The sequence below is a fragment of the Edaphobacter sp. FHG110511_03 genome (assembly GCF_059115365.1).
In genome coordinates this window covers 290918-315379 of record NZ_JBZYWL010000001.1, presented here as the reverse complement: position 1 = coordinate 315379, position 24462 = coordinate 290918, and the positions used below count along the sequence as shown (strand labels likewise).

General features: G+C 56.7%; 18 protein-coding genes. 9 read left to right on the top strand and 9 right to left on the bottom strand.

Going from position 1 to position 24462, the window contains the following annotated elements:
- The first annotated feature begins 42 nt into the window (after positions 1-42).
- The 3 genes from AC5S26_RS01150 to AC5S26_RS01140 all read left to right on the top strand — a co-directional run bounded on the left by AC5S26_RS01150 (position 43) and on the right by AC5S26_RS01140 (position 2982).
- Entirely contained in the window at positions 43-909 is an 867-nt protein-coding gene (locus AC5S26_RS01150) for a hypothetical protein (protein WP_494183006.1), read from the top strand.
- A complete protein-coding gene (locus AC5S26_RS01145) occupies positions 875-1849 on the top strand; it encodes a DNA-processing protein DprA (RefSeq protein WP_494183005.1) in 975 nt (324 codons plus the stop codon). Before AC5S26_RS01150 ends, AC5S26_RS01145 begins: the two co-directional genes overlap by 35 nt.
- Positions 1850-2073: 224 nt before the next feature.
- Positions 2074-2982: a hypothetical protein gene (locus AC5S26_RS01140; RefSeq protein WP_494183004.1), complete on the top strand. Its 909-nt coding sequence runs from the start codon at positions 2074-2076 to the stop codon at positions 2980-2982.
- A 77-nt stretch (positions 2983-3059) separates the two neighbouring features.
- Here AC5S26_RS01140 and AC5S26_RS01135 read toward each other — a convergent pair whose 3' ends face one another.
- From AC5S26_RS01135 to AC5S26_RS01125, 3 genes are all read right to left on the bottom strand, one after another.
- Positions 3060-3521: a hypothetical protein gene (locus tag AC5S26_RS01135; RefSeq protein ID WP_494183003.1), complete on the bottom strand. Its 462-nt coding sequence runs from the start codon at positions 3519-3521 to the stop codon at positions 3060-3062.
- A 61-nt stretch (positions 3522-3582) separates the two neighbouring features.
- On the bottom strand, positions 3583-4269 hold the full coding sequence (locus AC5S26_RS01130) for an Ig-like domain-containing protein (RefSeq protein WP_494183002.1): 687 nt from the start codon (positions 4267-4269) through the stop codon (positions 3583-3585).
- The gene (locus AC5S26_RS01125) at positions 4262-4546 is read right to left on the bottom strand and encodes a PadR family transcriptional regulator (RefSeq protein ID WP_494184591.1); all 285 of its coding nucleotides are present in this window, start codon (positions 4544-4546) and stop codon (positions 4262-4264) included. Before AC5S26_RS01125 ends, AC5S26_RS01130 begins: the two co-directional genes overlap by 8 nt.
- Positions 4547-4990: 444 nt before the next feature.
- Between AC5S26_RS01125 and AC5S26_RS01120 the strand changes: the two genes are divergently transcribed.
- Positions 4991-5491: a hypothetical protein gene (locus tag AC5S26_RS01120; RefSeq protein WP_494183001.1), complete on the top strand. Its 501-nt coding sequence runs from the start codon at positions 4991-4993 to the stop codon at positions 5489-5491.
- Positions 5492-5494: 3 nt separating this feature from the next.
- Here AC5S26_RS01120 and AC5S26_RS01115 read toward each other — a convergent pair whose 3' ends face one another.
- On the bottom strand, positions 5495-6031 hold the full coding sequence (locus AC5S26_RS01115; protein ID WP_494183000.1) for a DoxX family protein: 537 nt from the start codon (positions 6029-6031) through the stop codon (positions 5495-5497).
- Positions 6032-6140: 109 nt separating this feature from the next.
- Complete coding sequence (locus AC5S26_RS01110; protein ID WP_494184590.1) at positions 6141-6812, bottom strand: YdeI/OmpD-associated family protein; 672 nt, start codon at positions 6810-6812, stop codon at positions 6141-6143.
- Here AC5S26_RS01110 and lpxB point away from each other — a divergent pair.
- The 3 genes from lpxB to AC5S26_RS01095 all read left to right on the top strand — a co-directional run bounded on the left by lpxB (position 6801) and on the right by AC5S26_RS01095 (position 14250).
- Positions 6801-8147 (top strand): lipid-A-disaccharide synthase, encoded by a 1347-nt coding sequence (lpxB, locus tag AC5S26_RS01105; RefSeq protein ID WP_494184589.1) that lies wholly within the window; start codon positions 6801-6803, stop codon positions 8145-8147. The genes AC5S26_RS01110 and lpxB overlap by 12 nt on opposite strands.
- Positions 8148-8211: 64 nt before the next feature.
- On the top strand, positions 8212-10203 hold the full coding sequence (locus AC5S26_RS01100) for a M1 family aminopeptidase (RefSeq protein ID WP_494182999.1): 1992 nt from the start codon (positions 8212-8214) through the stop codon (positions 10201-10203).
- A gap of 435 nt (positions 10204-10638) precedes the next feature.
- Positions 10639-14250, top strand: a complete 3612-nt coding sequence (locus AC5S26_RS01095; RefSeq protein ID WP_494182998.1) for a TonB-dependent receptor — start codon at positions 10639-10641, stop codon at positions 14248-14250.
- 72 nt (positions 14251-14322) lie between these two features.
- On the opposite strand, the gene AC5S26_RS01090 is transcribed toward AC5S26_RS01095, so the two are convergent.
- A complete protein-coding gene (locus AC5S26_RS01090) occupies positions 14323-15642 on the bottom strand; it encodes a TROVE domain-containing protein (RefSeq protein WP_494182997.1) in 1320 nt (439 codons plus the stop codon).
- A gap of 184 nt (positions 15643-15826) precedes the next feature.
- On the bottom strand, positions 15827-16132 hold the full coding sequence (locus AC5S26_RS01085; RefSeq protein ID WP_494182996.1) for a hypothetical protein: 306 nt from the start codon (positions 16130-16132) through the stop codon (positions 15827-15829).
- A 1730-nt stretch (positions 16133-17862) separates the two neighbouring features.
- On the opposite strand from AC5S26_RS01085, the gene AC5S26_RS01080 reads away from it, so the two are divergent.
- Complete coding sequence (locus tag AC5S26_RS01080) at positions 17863-20457, top strand: TonB-dependent receptor domain-containing protein (RefSeq protein ID WP_494182995.1); 2595 nt, start codon at positions 17863-17865, stop codon at positions 20455-20457.
- A gap of 73 nt (positions 20458-20530) precedes the next feature.
- On the top strand, positions 20531-21211 hold the full coding sequence (locus tag AC5S26_RS01075) for a Fe2+-dependent dioxygenase (RefSeq protein WP_494182994.1): 681 nt from the start codon (positions 20531-20533) through the stop codon (positions 21209-21211).
- A 48-nt stretch (positions 21212-21259) separates the two neighbouring features.
- Here AC5S26_RS01075 and AC5S26_RS01070 read toward each other — a convergent pair whose 3' ends face one another.
- Together AC5S26_RS01070 and AC5S26_RS01065 are read right to left on the bottom strand one after the other, a co-directional pair.
- Positions 21260-23548 (bottom strand): PAS domain-containing protein, encoded by a 2289-nt coding sequence (locus AC5S26_RS01070; protein WP_494182993.1) that lies wholly within the window; start codon positions 23546-23548, stop codon positions 21260-21262.
- A 57-nt stretch (positions 23549-23605) separates the two neighbouring features.
- The gene (locus tag AC5S26_RS01065; RefSeq protein ID WP_494182992.1) at positions 23606-24289 is read right to left on the bottom strand and encodes a YceH family protein; all 684 of its coding nucleotides are present in this window, start codon (positions 24287-24289) and stop codon (positions 23606-23608) included.
- Between the last annotated feature and the right edge of the window lie 173 nt (positions 24290-24462).

Here is a 24462-nt window from a genome sequence, read left to right as displayed (position 1 = left end):
ATAAAGGACTAGTCCTTAAAACGTGAGGAACCGCAGCCGAGTATGATGCAGGTTTCGATCTCCGATGATGATCTCTCTGCCCTGAAAATTGGCCGTAGACAACTGAGTACTGAATGGCCAGACACTGTGAAACCACGTTCACTCAGGGAAAATTTTTGTTTACTACTCCCATTCACTCAGACCTACAAGAATGCTTTTGAGAGTATGTATGAAGGGGAATACCCCTATCATGCGCGAAATGCGGCAGGGGGGCGCCTTCAGGTATTCATAAACGAGACCGAGCTCGAAGAAGAGCTACCCGAAAAGGTTCAGCATTGGGTATCGACCGTTGGAAAGTATGTAGCTATTCAAGACCTACTCGCCGTCTCCTTTGCGATTGACTACACTCACGTAGCGGGTAACCCAGACAAGCCTCGTAGTTCTATCGCCGAATTGAGAGGTCAGGCAAAACCTTACGATACAGCGGCCACTGATGCCCATAAAAAGGCGGCTAAAGAGCTTGCCAAAGCATCTGTTAAATTTCTAAACGAGATGACTTGCTACGATGGAGCCGATTGTGTCGTCGCTATTCCCCCATCAGATCCCGAAAAGCTCTACAGCTTGCCTAAAATTCTTGCTTCAGCGATCGCTGAAGCAAGAGAAATACCCGATTTCAGCGAATTTGTATCGACTACCGTCAAAAGAGCGTCTATTAAGAATGTAACTGTGGACAAGAAGATAAGTACGCTTCGGGGCACCATCAAAGTCAAACCAAAGGTTTTTGAGGGAATGACTGTACTGCTCATTGATGATCTATACCAATCCGGGGCGACGATGAATTGCTGTGCACAACTCCTTCTTGAAGCCGGCGCCGAATGCATTCTAGGGCTAGCCTGTGAAAAGACTTGCAGAAATGACGACAATGTTTAAAGGGGACAATCCGATGTCACTTAGTGCGGTGGACCTAATGACTCTCCTTGACCTTCCTGGAATCGGGCCGGCAAAAGTTCGAAAGATTCGAAATTTACTCTGTCATGCTGTCGTCGAGGATCTAGAGAGCGCTTTAGTATCGGTGCTCACCCCTGAACAGCTTGAAAAGCTTCCGGAGGTTCGTGCTCGCGCTAAGGAAGAATACGAAAAACTTCAAAAGTCCGGGACGGCAGTTCTAGCTATTGGAGATAATCGCTATCCGATTTCGCTTCTGGAAAAACTTGGCGAGTTGGCTCCGCTTCTACTCTTGTGTCGGGGCAATTTAGATATTCTGAAATCTCCGTCAGTCGGATTTTGCGGTTCCAGAAGCGCCTCTGAAAAAGGTATTGCTGCGGCCCGCGATTCTGCGGCGTCGCTAGCACATGCCAATGTTAATGTCGTTTCCGGATACGCTGCTGGAGTTGATTTGACAGCGCATGAAGCTGCTCTAGATGCTGGCGGCACAACAACAGTCGTTCTAGCTGAAGGCTTGTTGAGATTCCGAATCAAAAAAGATATCAAGCATGTTTGGGATGAGTCGCGCACGCTCGTAGTCTCTGAGTTTGGGGCGAAAGGAGCTTGGAGTGTTGGAAATGCGATGCAACGAAACAAAACCATATGCGCCTTGTCTCAAGCGTTAATTCTCATTGAGGCTCGCGAACAAGGTGGAAGTATCGAGGCTGGTAAGGAATGTCTCAAATTACATATGCCGCTCTTCGCAGCCGTCTATGAAGGTTCTCCTGAGAGTTCCAAGGGAAATGAAGCTGTTTTAGGAATCGGCGCAAAGCGTCTTATGAAAAGCAAGACGACAAATCTTCCGAACATTCGCCCCGTCTTGGATGTGGTCTTTCATCGAACCGAAAAAATATCGATCGATGCACGAGTAGTTCAGGCTTCATAAGGACGGGTGGCCCACATCTGACCGAACCACTACCCTCGGGTGCCTTATTCCTGGGCGGGTGGCCCATCAAAAATCACGCATCACGACTGTGCCGAACGCCAGAGTGAAGACGCAGCCGGAACGACTGAATCGGACGACGTGGCCCCATTAAATCGAATCTTCACGGTCAGTATTTATTTCGGGTGTACTCTGTCCAGGATTTATCAACGAAACCTGGAGTACGCGTGCAAAACACCAGCAACCTTCGTCTCCGAATCTTCGATGGCACTCGCCAGATCTTCGCAGCTCCTGCGAATTTTCTCGTCACCATCACCGACGGGAATCAGACGCAGCACTTTCGCGATTACATCAAAACGCCCGACACAACCTTTAAAGTCCCCTTCTTTGACAATCTGGGCGACAACTACACGGTGCTGGTCTGGGCAAAAGGCTTTCAGCAGGTAGGCTTTTCTCCCGTCAAGCTCTCGAACGCCTACACTCGCGTCCTCGATCTCATGCTCATCCGTGAAGATCCGGGCTTCAGTTTCGTCAACGCACGCTTTCCCGCGGCAAATTCGAAATACCCATTCATTGGTGCCGGACTCGATAACGCCACCGGCGAAGCCAACTACGACAGTCTTGTCGAAAAGGAAAAGCCTCTTGCCTGTCTCCTTAACATCTGCGAGGCAATGAGCCAGATCGCCCTTCCCAACCAGACCCCACTCACCTACATGAAGCAGCTCATCTGGGAAGGGAACTTCGCGCCCGCTCAGGACCGCTTCTTCGCATGGTGCGATCCTGAGCTGATCCAGCAGATCCAGGCCGCGACCGACGACGGAAAATTCTCAGTGGAACAGAATCCTGGTCTCTTCCACCCCGGCGGAACCCGCAGCTGGAAGCAGATTCAGTTCGGCGAAGCGAACGTCCAGTTGACATTCCATGAGAACGAGAAGTCTCCAGCCGGTACCAACTGGGTCATGGTGGAACCCGACATCGACTACTACCAGGACCTCGCGGCTCACGCTCTGCTTGAAGTGGTCTACAACGCCGTGACCAAATCCCTCACAGATCCGGTCCAGGTCTACGTCCTCCGCTGGATCGACGGTCAAACCTCCGGCATCCCCGAGTTCAAACCGCTCTACACCATTACCTGAGGCTGAATTGTTGGGCTCCACTCTGCCCTGAGCGCAGTCGAATGGGCCGGAGTGAAGGCGCAGCCGGAACGACCGATTCACACCTTCACTGGGGCCCGCCTGAACCCCTGCAACGCCACCCAAAAAACCGGCCCCAGAAAGATCGCCACATAAATCAGATAAATCCACGGAGCCTGCCCTACATAAAAATCATGCGGGCTGAGCGACAGCGGATTCGGAATCAGCACGAACCCCACATAGTCCACCACCACCGCAGCCGCCAGCCAGAACGCTCCCAGCCCATACGCCTCCCCGCGCAGCCCCGCCGCATCGCCACGCCCCCGAAAGTAAATCCCTGCAAAGATCCCCCACACCACCAGGTTCATTCCCGGCAGAAACCTCTCCGAAAGCAGATACGCCTGGTTCTGCATCGGCTCCGGCGTCGGAGGCATGTGTCCGATCATCCCGATCGCCACCGACAACCCAATCGCCAGCACCGTCACCACAACATAGGCCACGCAGAAGATCCACGTCGCCCTTCCATACCGCAGTCGAGCCATGCCACTCTCCAGGGATCGCACCCCTGACTACGGCCCAACGCACTCGAAAGTTCCCGGCAGCCTAACGAGTCTTCTCAAGCGAAGTAATCGACCGGTAATTCGAATCGCCAAGATAAAGCGCATTCAAAGGCAGCCTCTTGCCTTGGGGCAGCTTCGCCTCCATCGTCACCGAGCCATTCACCAAAGTTCCCGTCACCAGACCATTCCAGCCGTAAAGAAAACTCACCTTGCCTGTAGGGACAGGCTCGCCTCCATCACCGCTCACCACCGCGTGCAGCCGAACCTCTGCGCCTGCGCCCGGTCCGTTCGGCTCATACGAGAACACAATCCTTGGCGTCGTCTTCGCGCTCACAACGAAGGCATTCGACGGAAACATCGAAGGCGGCAGATGGCCTCCCCCATGTTCCAGCGCAAACAGAGCCGCGCCGCAGAGAATCGCCGACAGAACCCCACCCCAAAACACAAACCGAAACTCCAGCGCGCTTCTCTCCAGGCTCGCAAACGAAGGCGCTCTCCCCGAACCGCCCTGCGCCGAAGCTGCCGCGGGAACGACAGCAGCCTCACGATACCCACGAAGACGAAGCGAGCCGAGATCGAGCAGCAGGTCGAGCCACAGCCGCGAGTGCCGGAAGAATCCCGTCTCGTCCCGCATCCGGTCTTGAAACAGTTGGATTGCCTCCTCGCCGTAGCTCTCGCGAAACTGGCTGGGATAAAGATGCAGCAGCAGACGATAGATCCTCTCAGACATACTCGCCCTCCAGAAGCTTCTTCGATCGAGCCACCCGCAACAGCTCCTCCAGCCGCTCCACCTCGTCGCGAACCCGTGTGCGGCCCGCCGCGGTCAGCCGGTAGCAGCGGCGCCGGTCCGAACTCTCGCACTCGACCTCTTCAATGCATCCCGCCTCCAAAAGACTTTGGATGGAGCTGTACAGAGTTCCGGGACCAAGCCGCATGCGCCCCGAGGTCTGCTCCGCAACATGCCGCATAATCCCATAGCCATGCGAATCGCCGTCCGCAAGCGCCAGCAGGATCTGAAAAGCAGCCGAAGGTAAGGGATCCAGTAATTTTTTAGGAATAGTCGATGATAGGTATATCGATTAACGACTATAGGCCCACTCTCACCTTTCTTGCAAGAGGGGAGATGGACAAAACACCACAATCGTAAGAACAGACCAAAAATCGTAAAAACAGACAAACAAAAAGAGACTTCAGCTTCTGAAGTCATCGGCATCTCCCAAGCTAAACAAAAGCCTAGGCTTATCCTCCTTATCCCGTTCGAAACCTTGACACCCCTGCTATCCTTAAATGAGGGTCCGGCCAAAAACGCCGGGCCCTCGACCTTTAACTGGCTGAACACGAGGTCCAGATTCAAGTCTTTTATTTAGAAGACTTTGCGCAAAAAAGTACGGGGGAGGGGGGACTGGCGTAGAATTCCGACACACCGCAGGCCACCCAAAAGGAAGCCTCCTATGACCACGGATGCAGCCGCACCTGGTTTCAAGCAGCGAGCCGCGCGCGAGCTGAAAGACTACGCCATCATCTCCGCCTATCTCGCCGTCCTCTTCTGCGCCATCAGCACCTACACCGCCCTGTTGCTGCGGAAATACGACGTAGACACCTGGAACTACGCCTTCGCCATCATCAACGCCCTCGTCATCGGCAAAGTAATCCTCATCGGCGAGATGGTGCGCCTCGGCCGCCGCACCGAAACCCTTCCTCTCTACCAAGCCGTCCTTCTCAAATCCTTCCTCTTCGGCCTGCTCATCTTCCTCTTCCACCTCATCGAGGAGTTCGTAAAGCGCCTCATCCACCACCAGCCCTTCGGAACCGTCCTCCACAATCTTGATTACGAAGAACTGCTCGCCCGCACCATCATCGTCCTCTGCGCTCTCGTCCCCCTCTTCGCCTTCCGAGAGCTTGGCCGAGTGCTCGGCAAGGAAAAACTCCACTCTCTCCTCTTCAACCGCTAAGCCTCACGCGGGCGGAGGACCTTTGGGCAGGGAAACGAACGCCAGGATCAGCAGCCCTGCGAGAATCAGGGCGGGAACAATCCACGAACGGGGGCGCGTATCCAGTGGAGAAGCCGTGTTGGAAATCTGCTGCTGCGGCGGGCGCAAAGCCCACGATGCAACGGTGAACCCTGCAAGAACCAGCGGCATGATCCACTTGCCGGCGGGGTCCCCGGCTGAGAAGTGCGAAGCCGCAGCCCCGGTGTAGAGGAAGAACGCTCCGGCGTAGGCCCACTCCTTGAGCCGCGGAAGCCCCGGCGCAAGCAGGGCCATGGCGCAAGGAAGCTTCCAGACACCCATAATCGTGAGCAGGTACATCGGGTATCCGAGGTGGGTGAGGACCACGCGGACGTACTCGATCCGCAGCAGATCCCACAGGCTTCCGGCGGTCATCTCGTAGACCACAAGCAGGGTGAAGATCCAGTACGCGATGGAGCGGATCCTGCTCGAAATTCCGGCGGAGGATGAGGTGGCGGGAAAAATCTTAGCCGAACCGTGCATTCGTGCTTCTCCTTGTCACAAGGCCCGAAATCAGCCTATCCACGTGACGAAGAAGCGCAGCGAAGTGTGACAGGGCCGATCCGTCGGAGAGATCTTTTGTGAGAGGCTCCTACTTCTTCGCTTCGACCACGCGCAGGCAGTCCTCGACGACCTTGCCTGCACGCTTTTCCCGCGCCTCCGGGCTCTGGTAGTAGAAGACGCCCAGGAGATGACCACGACGCTGCACCTCGGTCATCTGCTCCCAGCCCGCGCGAGCCGCGGGACGCTTGCGAAATGCGACATCGAGAATCGGCGGAAGCGTTTTTTCGCCTTCCATGGCCAACAGCATTCGCTCCGCCATCTGCTCGACGCGGCGTGCCCGCGTCTCCGGATTCTTCACGTCCGTGATCGTCCGAGCAATGTCGCGGCGGATCGAATCGCTCAGCTTCGCGTACCACTTCGCCAGCGCCTTCTCTTTTTTGAAGAGCTTCTCAAGCTCTGACGGAGCCTCGGTCTCGCGCTCGTCCAGATCCGGCTCGACCGCAAGATCGATCATCCCGCCCAGCCGGACCCCTGCGGCCTTCTGCATCTTCTTGTTCACGAGCACGAAGTGACCGCCGTGGGTCGAATCGGCGAAGAGCGAGGTGCGGAAGATCTCGTCGCCGGTCTCCACCTTCACTCGTAGCCGCACCATCTTCTTCCATGCCTTCGAAATGTCAAAGGGGACGCGCGCCACGACCCAGCCTAGTCCACCCGGCAGCGGCTCCAACACCGCCCGGAACCGCTTCACCTGTCCCGCCATGCAAGCACCTCCAGAAAAATCTACACTGAAGGCATTGCGACGACCTCCAACCCGACCATCTTTCTCTCCGCCGGTGAGGCCTCGGGCGATCACTACGGGGCCCAGATCATCGCCGAGCTTCACCGCCGCCATCCTGCTGCGAGCTTCTTCGGTCTCGGCGGCCGGGAGATGGAGGCCGCAGGCCAGCACCGGATCGTCCGCGCCGAGGACGTGGCCCACATGGGAATCACCGAGGTGCTCCGGCACGCACCGCGCGTTTACGGCTCCTATAGAAAACTGGTCGCATCTATTAAAGATAAAGAGCGCCGCCCGCAGGCCGCCGTTCTCATCGATTTTCCCGACGTCAACTTTCGCCTCGCCCGTGAGCTGAAGGCATTGCAGATTCCGGTCGTCTACTTTGTCAGTCCGCAGCTTTGGGCCTGGAAGCGCCGCCGCCTGCGCTGGGTACAGCAGCGGGTCGATCGCATGATGGTGATCTTTCCCTTCGAAGAACCCTTCTATCGCAACCGCAATGTCGATGCGAAGTTTACCGGCCATCCCCTGGCCGAGCTTCCGCTGCCGACCATCTCGCGTGAACAATTCGCGGCCACCTATATGTTTGCCAAGGGGGAAGATCCTCAATCGAGTTCACAGTTTGGCAGGCCCTGGATTGCTCTGTTACCAGGCAGCCGATGGAAGGAGGTCGAATCTAACCTGCCCACCATGCTGGAAGCCGCCGCTCTTCTCGGCCCGCGCTACGATTTTTTGATCCCTGTGGCAAGCACGCTCGACACACAGAAGTTCAGTGATTTCGTCTTTCAGCAACAGATACCTCAAATCCAATGGCCCAAGAGCTCGATCACACTCGTACCCGATGCACGAGAAGCACTCCGTCACGCACGAGCGTCGGTTGTTGCCAGCGGAACGGCTACCGTGCAGGCAGCTGTGATCGGGAATCCGTTTGTCGTGGTTTATCGAGTTTCACCGTTGACGTTCAAGCTGGCGAAACGATTGGTACGGTATCCTCCGGAGGTCTGGCCTGCGGCCTCTGTCGATGTTCACGGAAATCTTCCCATCGCGATGGTGAACCTTATTGCCGGCCGGTCGATCGTCCCTGAGCTTATCCAGGATCAGTTCACTGCGGCCAATGTTGCTGCGGCACTTCGCCCGCTACTGGATGAAACCCCTGAACGCGCCCGCATAATCTCGGATCTCGCGGAGGTTCGGGAGAAACTGGTGGCTCCCGGAGGAACCGGCTCGATTGGGCAGGTGGCTGATGCTGTAGATTCCTTACTTGGACCGTTGACCGGGAGGCAGCTCTCTGAACGAGGCCGAATCTCACCTGCAAGCGTCTAAACAAAGGACGCCTGCCTTATAACGGGACTACGGCAGTACCATGTTGTTGAGGAACTTCGCCTTCATGCGCGCTTTTGCTCGGAAATTTCGTTCTCCGCTTGTATTTCTGATCCCTTTCCTCTTTCTCGCGAGCGCCATCTGGGCTGCCCCGGCGCGTACGCAGCTGGAAGTGACCGGCTACGTGATTAACGCCGACCTTTTTCCCGCAGACAACAGGCTTGCGGCTACTGCCGTGGTCACGTTTACCGCGCTTGAGGACCTGACCGCTCCTGTCTTTGAGCTGAACAACGGCCTGCAACTCGCCAAAGTTACGGACGCGAACAAGAAGCCGCTGGAGGCCGAACGCATCACCACCAACTCGACCGTCCGGTTCAATCTGGCATCGCCGATTCCTAAGGGGACCTCTACGACGTGGACCTTCGAGTATGGCGGTACCCTGAAAGGCGCGGAGACAAGCCCGGTGGAAGGCATCAATTTCGCCTCGGTCCAGGACCCCATCAGCGTTCTGCTCTATCCGGGGCGCTGGTTCCCGATGACCGGCCTCTATACCGATCGTTTTACCGCGGAGATGCATATCCGGGTTCCCGGGGACGAGCGCGTCGTAGGGTCGGGCTCCGGTGTGGCGGCTCCGAAGAGCCTTCCCGGCAACCGGACGGAGTACACCTTCAAGTGGAGCAGGCCAGGCTTTCCCGGAACGATTATCGCGGGCAAGTTTTTGCCGCCGATTACGGCGCCTGGCATCAACAACGTCCACGTCTACGTCACCGAACCACGCAAGTCCGTCGCTGTCGCCTTCGCTCAGGACGCCGCCAAACAGTTCGAGTTTATGTCGACCACCTTCGGCCAGCCGGAGAGCAGCCAGATCAATCTTGTAGAGATGCCCGAGGACGCTGTCTCGTCCACGTGGGCTCCGGAGATCGCCGCCATTGCGGGGGGGCGGGTCGCAGGAAAGACCTATTCGCGCCTGCTTGCCAATACGCTGGCTCACCAGTGGTGGGGGTCGGAGATCTCGCCCGCCACGTTGAACGATGCCTGGATTACGAACGGCATGTCGCGCTATGGCGAGCTGATGTACGTGGAAGACTCGGCAGGGAAGAGCGCCTTCGAGTCCGCCATTACCGACGTACAGGCCGGAGCCCTTGCCTACGACACCCAGCCGCTTGCGAGCATGGGGCGCCTCGATCCCTTCTCGCCTCAGTTCCAATCGATGACGCTGGAAAAGGGCGCCATGGTCTTTCATATGCTCAGGTGGGAGATGGGAGACGATGCCTTCCTCAAATTTCTTCGTGGCTTGCTCTCGCAATACACGGATAAATCAGTCACTACCTCCAATGTCCAGAGCGTCGCCGAAGCTCAGTCTCAACTGCAGCTCACGCCCTTCTTCGCGCAATGGTGCGACGGCACGGGAGCGCCTACCTTTACCAATAAGTACACGGTCTTCCGATTGGGGAACAATAAGGGCTTCCGCACTATGGGCTCGATCGCTCAAGATTTGGATCTCTTCCGTATGCCCATCGAGCTGCGTATCGAAACGGATGGCAAGACTGAGGTTCGGCGCGTCGATGTCTCCGGGACAGAGAGCAATTTCTCGGTCGAGACCTTTGGCAGACCCCGTCGAGTCTCGATCGACCCACAGAACTGGGTTTTGAAGAGCACTCCCGACCTCGCCGTACGGGTTGCCGTGCTGCGAGGGCAGCAGCAGGTGGCTCAAGGAGACCTGACGGCCGGATTGATTGAGTATCAGAAGGCCCTGGATGCCAATCGCAACAGCTCGCTGGCGAATTATCGGATCGGCGAAGTCTTCTTTATGCAGCGCAACTACCAGTCCGCCGCAAACTCTTTCCGGGACGCGCTACGGGGCGATGGGGACCCCAAGTGGGTGGAGGTCTGGAGTCACATTGAGCTGGGAAGGATCTTTGATGTCACGGGGCAGCGCGATCGTGCCGTCAACGAGTACCGGCTCGCCGTTCAGACGAACGACAATACGCAGGGAGCGATCAACGAAGCTCGGGCGCTGATGCAGAAACCTTACAAGCGGGAGAACGCCAGCAACTGAGACTGAATTTGTGGATTTCTCCCCTTTCTCGGCCCCTCGTCCTGCCCACAAACAGTATTTTTTAAGATTCATCTGAGACAGGCTTCCCCGAGAGCGCTTCATCTCCCAAAAGCGCAATTTTTGTGACCGAAATGCGCCTTGTTGGAGGCAAACGATGGAGTAGCGTTAGTTACCGCTGACTGTCAAGTGCCTATGTTTTTCTGTATCTTGCCAAATTTTTACATTAATAAAACATATCGATCGTTCATCCAGAACCTCCGCTCAAAATCCATAACCATTTAGAAACAAACAATTTTTCATCAATGTGACCAGTCGTCAAAAATGGCCCTCGAAATGCCCTAGGGGTTGTATGAATTGCTTTCAGCACCAGGGCACTCGCCGCTTTATGGGGAATGAGGAGCGATCGGTGACTTTGAGGGCGAACGGGAGTTTTTGATGAAAAGATTATTTGGACTTGTGCTGGTGCTGATCTCGATGACTGCGCTGAGCTTCGGTCAAGCCATTTCGGTAAATGGCGGAGCGATTCAGGGTTCGATTACTGATTCCACCGGAGCCGTGGTGCCAAATGCATCGGTAACGATCAAAGGCACTGAGACCGGATCCACGCGCTCTCTTACGACCGATTCGTCGGGATACTACAGCATCGGTCCGCTGAACCCAGGCGACTACGCGGTCACCGTCACGCACCCCGGTTTTCAGACCCTGACCGTAAACACGGTTGTAAAGACCGGAACGGTGACTACCGGTTCGTTCAAACTGTCGATTGGCGAGTCGAATGTGACGGTGGAGGTCACTGCCGGTGCGGTTCAGATCAACACGGACCAGCCTGGCGTTTCGGACGTTATCACGCGCGAACAGATTGCGGCTCTTCCGGTGAACGGGCGCAACATTCTCGACGCGGCTCAGTTGCAGCCGGGCGTAATTCTGCAGAGCGGCGACAACTTTGACCCGACCAAAGCGGGCTACTCGGCTCTCTCTGTTGGAGGCGTTTCCGGCCGTACCACCCGTATTCTTCTTGACGGTCAGGACGTGACCGACGAGAACGTAGGAACGACGCTCTTCAATATTCCGACGGGCGCTGTGGACGAACTTCAATTGAATCGCTCGACCCAGGACGTCTCGGGTGAGGTGACCTCAACTGGACAGGTTCTGATTTCAACGCGCTCGGGCACGAATGCGTACCATGGGCAGCTTTTTTACAACTTCCAAGATCACGGTCTCGGTTTTGCGAGAACGACGGGCGGCTTCGATGCGCCGTTCCAGCGCAACCAATTTGGCGGTAGCGTCGGTGGTCCGATCCTGAGGGACAAGCTGTTCTTCTTTGGTGCCGTTGAGCGTGTCAAACAGGACCAGCAAGCTGCTGCGACGACGAGCCCCACCTTTGCGGCCATCCAGAGTGCTTTTCCCTCCAGTCCGGCTCCTTTCCGGGACACCTATAGCACCGCCCGCCTCGACTGGAATGGACCGAAGGGGGCACACTTCTTCGTCCGTGGTATTTACAACGTCAACGCGACGACCTCGAACTACAACCAGCTTTACTCGCTGTATAAGACCCGCAATAACACGCCAGCGCTTTCGGCTGGTGTCGACTTCGTGACGGGCCGATTTACCCACTCCATTCGTGGTGGCTATGAGAAGTTCCACAACATTCTGGAGGATGGTACTGGTGGTCTTTCGTCGATCTACAATCCTCTGCCGAATGTTGGCGGTGGTGTAACGCTTTACGATACGGTGGAAGGCTTCTATGCCGGTCCTAACTATCTGGCTCCCCAAGGAACTTTCCAGTCGGACAAGCAGCTTCGTTATGACGGTACCTGGACCAAGGGCTCACACACTCTGAAGTTTGGCGCCAGCATGAACCGGCTTCTGGGCGGTGGCTTCGCTGAGTTTTACGGCGCCTCGTTGTTTACTCGCTTCAGCTCGGCTAACCTTCTCGATAATTGCGGTGGCGTTACGGGCGAGGCTCCCTGCCCAGGCGACCCCATCAACGGTTATTCTGTCCGCTACTTCCTACTCGGCAACGGAAACGGCTTCTTTACAGAAAAGCATGGGTTTGGTCTTAACGGAGGCGGTCAAGAGGCCTGGCGTACGGGCGCTTACATCGCCGATACTTGGAAGGCGACTTCCTACCTGACACTGACGGCTGGTCTCCGTTGGAGTGCAGATACGGGACGTGGAAACCAGGACCTTGCGACGCCGCTTTGCTCCAGTGTCGATCCTTCAATGCAGTTCCCCGGCTGCACCGGCGATACGCCTCTGTGGGATCAATATCAGCCCGGACTAGGAAAGAGGACACATCAGCCTTGGGCTAACTTTGGACCGCAGGTGGGCTTTGTCTTCAGCCCCGGAGACCACAAGACTGCAATTCGTGGTGGAATCGGTATCTTTTACGAGAACGACGTCTTCAATAACACCTCCAACGCACGTAGCTATGTGGTGAATAGCAATGGAAACTACTTCAACAATGCCCAGGTCTGTGGAGGCGCGAACCGTCTGGCTCTGCCAGATGGCAGTGTTGTCACTTCGGTCAACGGTGTACCCTTGTCCACCATCTGCAGTCAGCCGATCGCTCAGGCTGCACCGCAGATCGCTCAACTGAAGGCGCAGTATCAGGCTGCCTCTCAAACGGGTGGACCCAATCCAGCGTATATTGGTTCGCCGAATGGCGGTCTTTACGCCAATGGCGTTTATGCTGCTCCCTTCCTCAGTCCCTATTCGATCCAGTTCAACTTCGGCGTCCAGCGTGAGATTGCACGAGGGACGATCGTCAGCGTGGATTATGTTCACAGTGCAACGATTAAGGTTCCGATCTTGATCGATGTGAACCATGTCGGTGCAGCTCGTTTCCTGAATGCAGACGGCGCGAGAACGGCGATTGCGGCAACCGCCAGTTCTCTTAATGATCCCAACGATCCGACCCAGGGATATGTCTTTCCCACCTGCGTGGGAAGGACAGGATCTGACGCGGTCAATTGCGTAATCGCAAGCGGCGGATCGATTACGGATTTTGCGTCGAACGGTCTCGATTCCATCAACCAGGTAACGAGCGGTTACTCGGCGTCGAACTTTGGTATTCCTCAAGTTGCGTTTGGCGGAAGGAATCCGAATGTCGGTGTCGGCCAGTTCATCCTGCCAGTGGGGCGCTCAGGCTACGACGCTCTGCAGGTGGTCTTCAAGCAACAGGTTCAGCACCCTGTACCGGGAATCAACAACTCGGTCTTCCAGATCTCATACTCGCTGTCGAAGATTGTCAATCCGATCAGCGGCACGTCTTCGGGAGATCAGTTCTTCAACTCGCTTCCGTTCGATAACGACGATCCGAACCAGTACATGGGGCGTTCGGAGCTGGATCACTCGAACCAGATCAGCTTCGGCGGCACCCTTGCTGTGAAGTACGGCGTGAACGTCGGTATGGCAGGCCATTTCTTCTCGGCGTCACCCACAGCTCTGACGCTGGATAATCAGTCGGGTGCGCCGGGCGAGATCTTCCGCACGGATGTGACCGGCGACGGCACGACGGGCGATCTGCTTCCCGGAACTCTGCCGGGTGATTATATGCACGCGGTGAAGGGATCAGGTCTGAACAAGGTGATCGGCAACTACAACGCGACTCATGCGGGACAGCTCACACCTGCCGGTCAGGCTCTGGTTACTGCAGGCATTATGACCCCGCAGCAGCTATCGGCGTTGAATGCAGTACAGCAGAAGATTGCCACTGCGCCGACGACGCCTCTGAACAATCCTGCATTTCGTTCCTTCGATGCAACGGTCTCTTATCCGATCAAGCTTAGCCGCTTACGTGAGGGAATGAGCATTGAACCGACGGTTGCGATGTACAACGTCTTCAACATGTCGAACTTTGGTACCTTGACAGGCATTCTTGCCAATACCAATACCGCGGGCGGCGATGTCGGATCGAGCGCAAGCTTCCTGAATGGACCGAACAACAATGCGGTTCAGGATGGAAATCGGACGCAGCGTGGTTCGGGTACCTTTTCGCAGGGAGCTCCCCGTACGACGGAGTTCCAGTTGAAGTTCAACTTCTAACCTATCCTCTGCTTTTAGAGGACGGCGGAGAGCTTATGCTCTCCGCCGTTTTATTTTCTGTAACGGTCTTCGTTACGTGTTGTTTTGGGTTTGCTCGACTGCACGGATGTAGTCGAGGACGGCTTCGCTGAAGCCGTCGATGTGCGACCAGGGGCCGTAGCCTACTCCGTTGCGGGCGCTGGCTACGTTGATGATGCAGCCCCGTCCACGGGGAGCAGGGACGCGATCGTGCGACTGTTCGTCCGTGATGATGACGATGCGGTCGTACGGTTCGCGCACGGAGTCGAGTGCGGCGCCGAGCCGGGTTCCTCCGTGCCGCTGGCTGCTCTCCATGGCGTCGCGCAGGGCGAATCCGCGCCGGGGCGGGATTCGGACGCAGGCATCGGAGAAGGTGTAGAGGCTGACCTTCTCGGCGACCTCGCTGAGCAAGACGGCGAGACCGTATGCAGCGTCGGTGCGCAGCATGGTGGAGCGGCCGGAAAGCGGAGCGACCATGCTTCCGGAGACGTCGACGAGCAGGACAGTGTGTCCGACCAGGCGAGCGGCTTCCTCGAGCGAGCGGAACATGGCGCGCTCGAGCATTGGCTCCCACTGCGGAGCGTGACGCGCCGCGGCGAGGAAGCGGAAGGGCAGCACACGGTCGGTGCGCATGGTATCGAGGGCAGCCGCGACGTACTCCTCGCTGACCCCGGCAGACTCCATGTTGCGGAGGTTACGGAGCAGGGCGAGGGCGCCGAGGCGGCCTTCGACGAGCAGGCGCTCCCAGTGCGTGCGCTTGTCGCCACCGGAGGAGAGTGCGACCTCCCAGGTGTCGGGAGTGGCAAGCTCACCGTTGACGAGACGCTTCCACAGCTCGGCCTGCGCAGCGTCGCGAGGACGTGCGTGGCAGAGGAGGAGGACGTCGCGCAGACGCACGGCGCCGGCGCGATCGTACTTCGCCAGAGCGTACTCGTCGAAGCTGGTGAACGCTGCCGCCAGACCCTTCTTGACCTGCGCGGAGAGCGGCACTCGGCCTTCGGCCCAGTAGATGGCGACGAACTCGGCGAGCTCGTCGGCACGCTGGATGACGCGCACGAGCGTCTCGGCGACGAGAGCGCGGTGCGAGGCGTAACGTGCCATCTCACGGACCAGAAGCAGAGGTGCGTGACGCAGCTTCATGGCAGTGCGGGCTTCGACGGCGAGTGCGGCGACGGCTTCGGGCGTGACGCGCGGAACAAGCTCGCGGATACGAGCGGCGATGGTCTGGCCGCTCTCGTAGAACTCGTCCTCCCAGAGCATGCAGGCGAGAACGCTGCGCCGCAGTGCGGCCTCCGGAGGGATGGCGATGGCGGGCGCTCCCTCATACGTGCGAGGACGCGCCAGCAGGCTCAGTTTCAGGACGTTCAGTTTCATCACGCACCTCCTTGGTGTGCGTTGCTGTTTTTGTGTGCTGCGAATCGCCGGGGAATGGGCGACGGCGGCATAGAAGCGACACGAGCTGAGCTCATGGCAGGATTCGAACCTGCAACCCGTCTTGTTGCGGCGGGCGCTTCGGACCATCGATGTAGCCGCCGTCTTTCGCCACCGGCGAAGGGGTTCAATCTTCCGAATCGATGACCTCCGCCAGGAAGCCGGACCCGACCTTGAAGCCGACCGGTTTGATGGGAGAGGGCGTGACGTCGATCGCGAGCTTGGTCATCTGCTCCCACGACGGACGGTTCTTGTCGTAGAAGCCGGAGCAGTCGTAGACCTTGAAGGGCATGACCACGTTCGGGACCACATTGGTGCAAATGGTGATCTGCTCGGACTCACGATAGCCGGTCATGATCTGCGCGTTGGCACAGGTGCGACAGAGCGACTCGGAGCCGATGGGAGTGCCTCCCTTGATGTAAGTGTTGCTCATAAGAACGAGTCCCTTTCTTGACCTTTCGGTGAAGCTATGGAGTTATTGCCTGACCGGGGAACGAACGAAAGCAGACAGACGAATGTTCTGACCACAGAACTTCGTGACCTAAGTCACGGCAGGAATCGAACCTGCGCTCTTCGTGCCGAAGTAACTGCTCTCTACACCACCGGCCAAACGAGTTAGTAAGAGATGCGTCGCCAGGGAACACTCAAGAAGAGTTTCGGAGTAAGTGCTGCATGGATGTTTGTAAGTCGAGGCTACGCCTCTCTCCCATGCTGTCTTTGCTCCGGCAGGGCTTTCCTTACCCTGCTTACGTGTCAAGCGGTGGAAGTAACTCTTCTCTACACCACTGGCGAATCTCCTTTGCAGGCGCAGGTTTGCGGCTGCGCGAGAGAGCGCATCGTGCCTACGCGATTAACGCGAAGGCAAGGAGTTACTGAGGGAATCGGCGAGGACAGTGTAGCGATGGACAGTCGAAGGAACTGTGCTCTTCACCACTCAGTAAGTTGTAATTTGGAAGTACGTTTCGCGTAGGAGGCTATATGGAGTTATAGCCAGGTAAGAGGGAGCGCCCGGCGATCGCCCATGACGAATTGAATCGTCTCTGGCGACCTACGCATCGTGTTGTGCGATGTGACTTTCATCGGGGTAACTCCTACGCTTGGGTTAGAGTGACACGGTAAATCTTTAAAAGCAAGGTGTATTCGTCAAATTTATTCAATTATCCGGCAGTTCTGATACGCGATGTGAGTTGTGAAGCTATTGGGTCTTACCAGGATTTCTGGCTAAGCAAAACGAGCGAAGAGGAATCAACTCTTCGCTCGTTTGCCCGAATTAGAAAGACCTACGGAAAGTTCACAACGCTCGTGCTGGTTTGAGTAACGAAAGAGTTTGGGGATCAATCAAGATGCGGTTCGGATCCAAAGCTCGCACTGACGATTTTGGATGGTAAGCAACACCGCATATGAAACCCGGGGGACAATCTGGAGGGCCACCTGACTGACAGTCGATATAGTCCTGTTTTGCATCATCTTCGCATTGCACATGTTGTGCGGTGCATGCAGAGGTGGTTCCACAACTCTTCCATTCGTTAAAACAACCTTGAAGTTCCTGTTGATAGAGGTAAGAGCAGTAGTTGGCAGCGTGTGCTGGAAGGTTTAAGACTGCGAACATTCCAGCAAAGAGGAGCAGCAAGTAAATACTTCTCTGCGATCGCATCGAAGCTCCTGTTGATTGGATTTCAATTCATCGTTCGCGAAACTGACCCGCGGCGACGCAGCGAGGGTAGCACAGACATCGAAAGTAATTTGAAGGCGATTTTTGCAGAAAATTCGATTTACGACCAAAGATGTCGCATATTTTTCTTGAATGTAGGACTGAATGTGTCTTATATTGCAGATATCGAGTAGTGAAGCAGGGGTTCAGGAGCCAGTTGAGCGGAATCGAAGACTGGGCTGAAGAGAAGTGGAAAAGCGGCAGATCCCCGCGGGTGAATCTCCTGACAGAGACCGCGAGGACCTGGAGATCTGACTGTCGATTAGGACAGCAGATTGGTGTGATTATAGGAGCGCGTTCGGTGGTAATCAACGAAGCTCCAGTCCATTTCCCTTCCAAATTCTGATGGGTTGCGTGATGCCGGTCGGCGCACCGCGCTGAACCGGTATGAGCGGTTGTTGCCCCTTCGTGCGCCTTTTTTCGGCCTCGGAGGGCGTTTCGCAAGGAGAGGGATGATGAAGAAGGACGCGAGAAGGAAGAATCACAAGCGCAGATTTGCAGGATCGAAGAGCTTGCTGGCGGTGGGGACCCTGGCGGCTACAGTGATGGGCAGCGGCCGGCTGGCGCAGGCGGCGGTAAGTGCTGCGGGTTCTGCAGGTAGTGCGGGACAGGCCGCGTCGAATCTCCCGGTAAAGCGGTTCAGTATCGTCGCGGGGAGCCTGGAGGACGGCATCAAGGCGTACGAGCAGGCGACCGGGCTGAAGGTTAAGATCGATCTTCCCCAGGGAACCCTTGCGGGCTTTCAGACAAAGGGTGTGAGCGGAGTGTACTCGGTTGAGGACGGTCTTCGTCTGCTGCTGGAGGGCACTGGACTGAGCTATGCGGCGCAGGGCACGACGACGATGGTGGTGGGTCTGAAGCGTTCGGACTCGGTGGACGTAACGGCTTCGATGCCGGATACGGTCTCGTTGAACAAGTTTACGCAGCCCCTGATCGATACTCCGCAGACGGTGGCAGTGGTCCCGCAGTTTATTTTGCGCGAGCAGCAGAACACGACTCTGCGCGATGCCCTGAGGAATGTTCCGGGTATCAGCATGGCAGCGGGCGAGGCGGGGGCGCAGGGAGACAACCTGACGATCCGCGGCTTTACGGCTCGCAACGATATCTTTCTGGATGGAATTCGTGACTTTGGAAGCTACTACCGCGACAGCTTCAACTTTGAGCAGGTGGAAGTTCTCGAGGGTCCTGCGGGTGTGCAGTTCGGACGTGGATCGACGGGTGGAATCATTAACCAGGACAGCAAAGTTCCGGCGGCCGATGAGTTTGTGAAGGTCGGTGCGCAGTTTGGAACGGATGCGACGCGGAGAATCACGGCGGATGTGAACGAGCCGCTGGATGACTTCATGAATGGATCGGCTGTACGCGTGAACGCGGTGGGGGTTGCAGGAGGCGTTGCAGGTCGTCCTTTTGCGGCCAATAGCCATTATGGCGTTGCCCCTTCACTGACGGTGGGATTGAACTCGCAGACGAGGGGGACGATTAGCTACTTCCATCTGACAGAGAGCGACACGCCGGACTATGGTCTGCCGTGGCTGTTCAACAAGCTGTCCCCGGCGAATCGGCATGCTTACTTCGGCTTCCCGGACACGAACAATCTACGAGCGGATGTAGATGTGCTGTCGGGCAGGCTGGTCCATAACTTCAGCGAGCATGCACAGATTCACAGTATCGCGCGCTGGGCGAATTACGGACGCAAGGCTCAGATCACTGAGCCGCAGATCTGTTCGAATGCTTCGCAGGCGATTCCGGTAGGTGGATTTGTAAGCGCGCTTCCGACAAGCTCGGTGACTGGAGCGGTCTGTACCTATACTCCGACGACGCCGGCGGATCAGATCATGGTGAATCGCAACCAGATTACGGTCAAGAGCGTCGAGGGAGACCTGTGGGATCAGACGGAGTTTACGACGCGCTTCAAGGTTCTGCATCTTCGCAATGACTTTGTAGGAGGCGTCGAGGGCGGACAAGAGATCTCGAACCCGATCCGCACGACGTTCAAGGGCGTGACGCCGACGAATCTGGCGAATCCGAATCCGCAGGACCCGTTTGCGGGTACGGGTACGATCTCTTCGATCACGCACGTGAAGTCACAAAGCGTTGGACTGTACTTTGTGGACACGGTGCATCTGAGCCGGATGTTCGATTTGAGCGGAGGCGTTCGCTGGGATTACTTCGATACGAGGTTCAGCCAATATGTTCCGAACAGTTCGGCGGCTCCGACGCTGGCGTCGCAGGAGGTGAGCCAGCCGAGCTACAGGGCGGCGTTTGTCTTCAAGCCAAACTCGCACGGCAGTGTGTACTTCGACTATGGAACGAGCTTCAATCCCTCGGCTGAGTCGTTGAGCCTGAGTGTTTCGACGAGCATTCTGCCGCCGGAGCAGAACGAGACGTTCGAGGCGGGTGCGAAGTACAGCCTGATGAACGAGCGTCTGTTGCTGGATGGAGCGTGGTTCCGGACGACGAAGCAGAATGCGCGTGAGACGGATCCGACGAACTCGAACAATATTGTTCTGGCGGGTAATCAGAGGGTTCAGGGCGTGCAGGCGAGCGTGATCGGAAGGCTGCAGCAGGGAATGGACCTGGTGCTGGGATATGCATATCTGAACAGTGAAGTGTTAAGCTCACAGTTCTTCCCGACCTCGGTTGGATACCAACTGGCGAACGTGCCGAAGCAGACGTTCAATGCGTTCCTGACGCGGAACATCTTTGCGCGAGTGAAGGGAGGCTTCGGAGCGAACTATGTAGCTTCGAGGACGGCGAGCTCGACGGTTCCCTTTATGCCACTGACGTTTGGACCGTTGACGAGCTACACGGATCCCGTGACGGGAGCGCAGAAAAAGGGCTACGAGGTATTGTCGACCGGGATGAAGCAGAACCCTGGGTACTGGGTGTTCAACCTGATGGTCAGCCGACCGGTGACGGACAGGCTGGAGCTTCAGGCGAATATCTACAATCTGGCGAACCGGTTCTATATCGACCAGCCGCATCCGAGCCACCTGATTCCCGGGGCAGGCCTGAGCGCGCTGATCGGAGCCAATTTCCGGTTCTAGTTGTACAGGCATTGACGCAGCGAGCGACTTTCTGGTCGTTCGCTGCGTATTCTTTTGGGATGGAGATTCATTCATGCTGATTACGATTCCCGACGTGCTGACCCAGGAGCAGGTGCAGCAGATGCGCGCGAAGCTGGATGCAGCGGACTGGACAGACGGCAAGGCTACAGCTGGGTACCAGGCACGCGGCGTGAAGGAGAACGAGCAGCTTGCCGAGGGCTCGCCGCTAGCACTGGAGCTTGGCGAGGTGGTGCTGAAGGGGTTGGCACGGTCTCCGCGATTCATGTCGGCGGCACTTCCGCTGAGGGTATTTCCGCCGATGTTCAATCGGTATCGGGGCGGCGGGAAGTTTGGAACGCATGTGGATACGGCTATCCGGCAGCAAGTGACGACGGGGCAGAGGATTCGCACGGATGTTTCGGCGACACTGTTTCTGACTTCGCCGGAGGAGTATGACGGCGGCGAACTGATTGTGGAGGACACCTACGGCTCGCACAGCGTGAAGCTGCCGATGGGGCATATGGTGCTGTATCCGGCGACGAGCCTGCACAGGGTGGAACCGGTAACGCGAGGGGCCAGGACGTCGAGCTTCTTCTGGATTCAGAGCATGATTCGCAGCGATTCCGACCGGACGATGCTGTTCGAGCTGGACCAGACCATTCAAAAGCTGGCGGTAGATCTGCCTGGAAGCCCAAACGGCGTCAAGCTAACGGGGATCTATCACAACCTGCTGCGGCGATGGGCAGAGATGTAAACCTGACGGAGCCACAGGTCATTCACAAGAATTTTCCCGGGGGAAAACTCAGCTCAGATCTTCGCCTTCCGACGATTGCTGAAATTCTACGAGCGTGGGAAGGAAGAGGGCGAAGACGGTACCGTGGTGGACCGGATGATCGGTGCTTCGCAGCGTGAGTTTGCCTTGGTGACGATCGACAATGCCGGAGGAAATCCAGAGACCCAGGCCGGTTCCGTTAAGCTCCTTCGTGGAATAAAAGGGCTCGAAGATTCGTGCACGAACCGCAGGCGACATGCCATGGCCGGCATCAGCGATAGTGATGCGAACGCCTTCGCGAATGTCATCCCCGTTGGAGCGATCTGTTGCCTCGTGGGCGCGAACGATGAGACGGCCTCCCTGGCGCATGGCATCGATGGCGTTGGCGATCAGGTTATTGAGCACCTGCCGGATGTCGTTTTCAAAGCAGAGAATCGGACGAGAGATTAAAAAGTCGGTTTCTACTTGAATGCCGGAGTTGAGAAGGCGTCCCTGATAGAGATTGAGAACGGCATCAACGAGATCTTTCGCGGTCACGCGGGTAGCGCTGACGGCCTGGCGATGGAATCGAAGGGTCTGGGTTGCGATCTGGCAGACACGCGAAAGCTCACTCTGGGCAATTTGAACGTATTCTGCGACCTCGGGAGGCAATCCTTTTGAGGTGTGAATGAGATAGAAGAGGTTGGTGATGGCTTCGAGCGGGTTGTTGATCTCGTGGGAGATCGAACTGGCCAGTCGGCCGACGGCCGCGAGCTTCTCGCTCTGAATCAAGGCGTCCTCAGCCTTCTTCCGGTTAGTAATCTCCTGGACGACAGCGGCGATCGCCTCAACCCTGCCGTCCGAACTGAAGACCGGGGAATAGTTGACGTTCCAGAATCGATGCTCACCCGGACGCGTTGGAAGCTCGCCTTCGAAGACATGGTTGCGGATGGTCCTGCCGGCTGCGACCTGGCGAAAGATCTCTTCAATACCCTTCAGCGGCGCAATCTCCGTGATGCGGCGGCCCAGGATCTTTTCGATGGGCAGGCCTAAGGTTTCAGCCTGACGATCATTCACACGCAGGTAGCGGAACTCGACGGAGTCAAAGAGCGCCAGGCCGATGGGAGCGGTTCGATAGATGCTTTCAAGCTCGGCTCGTTGCCGCTCAGTCTCTTCCTGACGTTGCTGAAGAGCGGCAGAAGAGTGTTTACGGTCGGTGATGTCGATGGACAAGCCCCGCAGCCGAGTGGCGACTCCATCGACGATGAGAGCCTGGCAGCGACACTCGATCCAAAGCAAGGAGCCATTCGCAGCTCGAATGGGAAAGTCCGTTACGATCATCTCCCCGGTCTGCCGTGTCTGACGCAGGAGGTCGCCAATCGTGGAAAGATACTCCTGCGGGACGTAGTTTCTAAAGGCCCGCAGGTCAGGAAGCTCCTCGAAAGAGCGCCCGAAGACCGGATAAGATCCGATCCCGTAGGTAACTTTGCCGGTGGAAAGATTGACGTCCCAGGTGGCGACACGAGCGGTCTGCTGCACGACAGAGAGCAGGTCACTCTGTTTCTGAAGGGCTAGATCGGATTCCCGGCGGGCGGTGATATCGCGAAAGAAGATAACGACGCCTTCGTCGGAAGGTCGAATCTGGATGGAGAGCCAGAGATCCAGGGGTTCGGGATAGAACTCTTCGAAGTCGCTGGCGATTCCTTCCTTCATCGCGCGCGTAAAGTAATGCTGATACTGCCCGTTGTGTTTTACGAAGGGGAATTCCTGCCAGATATTTTTCCCGAGCAGATCTCCCTTGACGGCAAGCAGTTGGCGCGCGCGACGGTTGAGGAAGGTCAGCCTGCCGTCGCGATTGACGCTGAGGACCGCGTCGGTCGTAGCTTCGAGGACTTGCAATAGCTGCCGGGAGGCGGATTCACGAAGGAGCTCTGCGCCCTTGTGATCGGTGATATCCCGCACAATAACAGCGATACCTTTTTCTACCGGAAGGATGCAAAGATCGAGCCAGAGATCGCGATGTTTGCTGAAGTATTCCAGATGCGACTGAACGCCGGCCTGCATTGCGGAGCGGCAATGAAGCTCGAGCTCAGTGCCGGGCATCTGCGGAAACATCTCCCAGATGGAACCCGTTTCAATGTGATGGGGCTCAATCTGAAAGATCCGCATGCCTTCTGGATTGACGAAGGTAATCTTCCAGTCTCGATTGATACAGAGAACTCCATCCGGAATCTGGAGGAGAAGACGTGAATGCTGTTCACTCAGCAGATCTTCGTGCCGCCGTGCGAGGTTTCGCCTCTCGGAAAGAACATCGGACGGGATCACATACGGGTTCGACATCACAAATCTCGCGGGTACTCGATCATCTGATAGACGAATGAAGCGGACAGAAGACGTTCATGAGCCAGACTCGAGGTCGGCGACTCGCGCCTGGAGAATGGCAAAGGCTTCAGTAAGGCTGGCAACTTCGGATTCCAAATGTGCGATGCGATCGACGTGTTGCGAGGGGGCTTCGAGGGCAACCGTTGAAGAATGTGGTGATGTTGAAGTGAGCTCCGGAGTACCGTTGAGCAGGTGGGCGTAACGAGACTCGCGCGACCCGAGCTGGCGCGGGAGTACGAGGACCAGAGGACCGGTAGCGTTCGAATTGACCTCCGTTGGGTTCGAAGGAATTTCACGAGATGCAAGACGATCAAGAGTGGACTGAACCGAAGCAGTGTCCTCGAATGCGTAAAGGCGCTCGGAGCGACCGCGAAGCTCGCCCAGCGTCTGCGGTCCGCGCAGCATTAGCAGGCAAAGAACTGCTGTCTCATCGCGGCGCAGGTTGAGCACGGTGCGGATGCGGTGCTCGTACTTGGGAACGCGAGAGTCATGTGCGGTCGTGATGAGGTTTTGATCGTCGAGCAAATGAAGGGCCTGACGGACCTCGTCATCGCTTAGCTGGAGAACCGGGTCGCGGCTGGAACGCTGATTGCACGCGTTGACAAGAGCGTTCAGCGAGAGGGGATAGCCTTCCGGGGTGGTGATCTCTTTTTCAATAAGAGATCCGAGCACCCGTATCTGAATCGGATCGAGCACCATAGATAACAGTCTACAATGGCCCGCTGCAAAGCAAGTTGAAGCAGAGACTAAACTTAGGAAGCATCTCCTTGCCTTACATAAAAATTACAGTTATGAGGGACAGGAGGGGGTAAGGTTTTATAAACTGGAAGAAGTAAATGGCGCACGGTGAATCGCATTTGCGATTGTCATTA

Bases quoted from the DNA above. Each gene is read 5' to 3' on its own strand.
- AC5S26_RS01115 (WP_494183000.1), bottom strand. From the start codon at position 6,031: ATGCACGGTTCGGCTAAGATTTTTCCCGCCACCTCATCCTCCGCCGGA.
- AC5S26_RS01080 (WP_494182995.1), top strand. From the start codon at position 17,863: ATGATGAAGAAGGACGCGAGAAGGAAGAATCACAAGCGCAGATTTGCA.
- AC5S26_RS01100 (WP_494182999.1), top strand. From the start codon at position 8,212: ATGCGCGCTTTTGCTCGGAAATTTCGTTCTCCGCTTGTATTTCTGATC.
- AC5S26_RS01075 (WP_494182994.1), top strand. From the start codon at position 20,531: ATGCTGATTACGATTCCCGACGTGCTGACCCAGGAGCAGGTGCAGCAG.
- AC5S26_RS01085 (WP_494182996.1), bottom strand. From the start codon at position 16,132: ATGAGCAACACTTACATCAAGGGAGGCACTCCCATCGGCTCCGAGTCG.
- AC5S26_RS01135 (WP_494183003.1), bottom strand. From the start codon at position 3,521: ATGGCTCGACTGCGGTATGGAAGGGCGACGTGGATCTTCTGCGTGGCC.
- AC5S26_RS01110 (WP_494184590.1), bottom strand. From the start codon at position 6,812: ATGGCGGGACAGGTGAAGCGGTTCCGGGCGGTGTTGGAGCCGCTGCCG.
- AC5S26_RS01090 (WP_494182997.1), bottom strand. From the start codon at position 15,642: ATGAAACTGAACGTCCTGAAACTGAGCCTGCTGGCGCGTCCTCGCACG.
- AC5S26_RS01070 (WP_494182993.1), bottom strand. From the start codon at position 23,548: ATGTCGAACCCGTATGTGATCCCGTCCGATGTTCTTTCCGAGAGGCGA.
- AC5S26_RS01130 (WP_494183002.1), bottom strand. From the start codon at position 4,269: ATGTCTGAGAGGATCTATCGTCTGCTGCTGCATCTTTATCCCAGCCAG.
- AC5S26_RS01120 (WP_494183001.1), top strand. From the start codon at position 4,991: ATGACCACGGATGCAGCCGCACCTGGTTTCAAGCAGCGAGCCGCGCGC.
- AC5S26_RS01065 (WP_494182992.1), bottom strand. From the start codon at position 24,289: ATGGTGCTCGATCCGATTCAGATACGGGTGCTCGGATCTCTTATTGAA.
- AC5S26_RS01095 (WP_494182998.1), top strand. From the start codon at position 10,639: ATGAAAAGATTATTTGGACTTGTGCTGGTGCTGATCTCGATGACTGCG.
- AC5S26_RS01150 (WP_494183006.1), top strand. From the start codon at position 43: ATGATGCAGGTTTCGATCTCCGATGATGATCTCTCTGCCCTGAAAATT.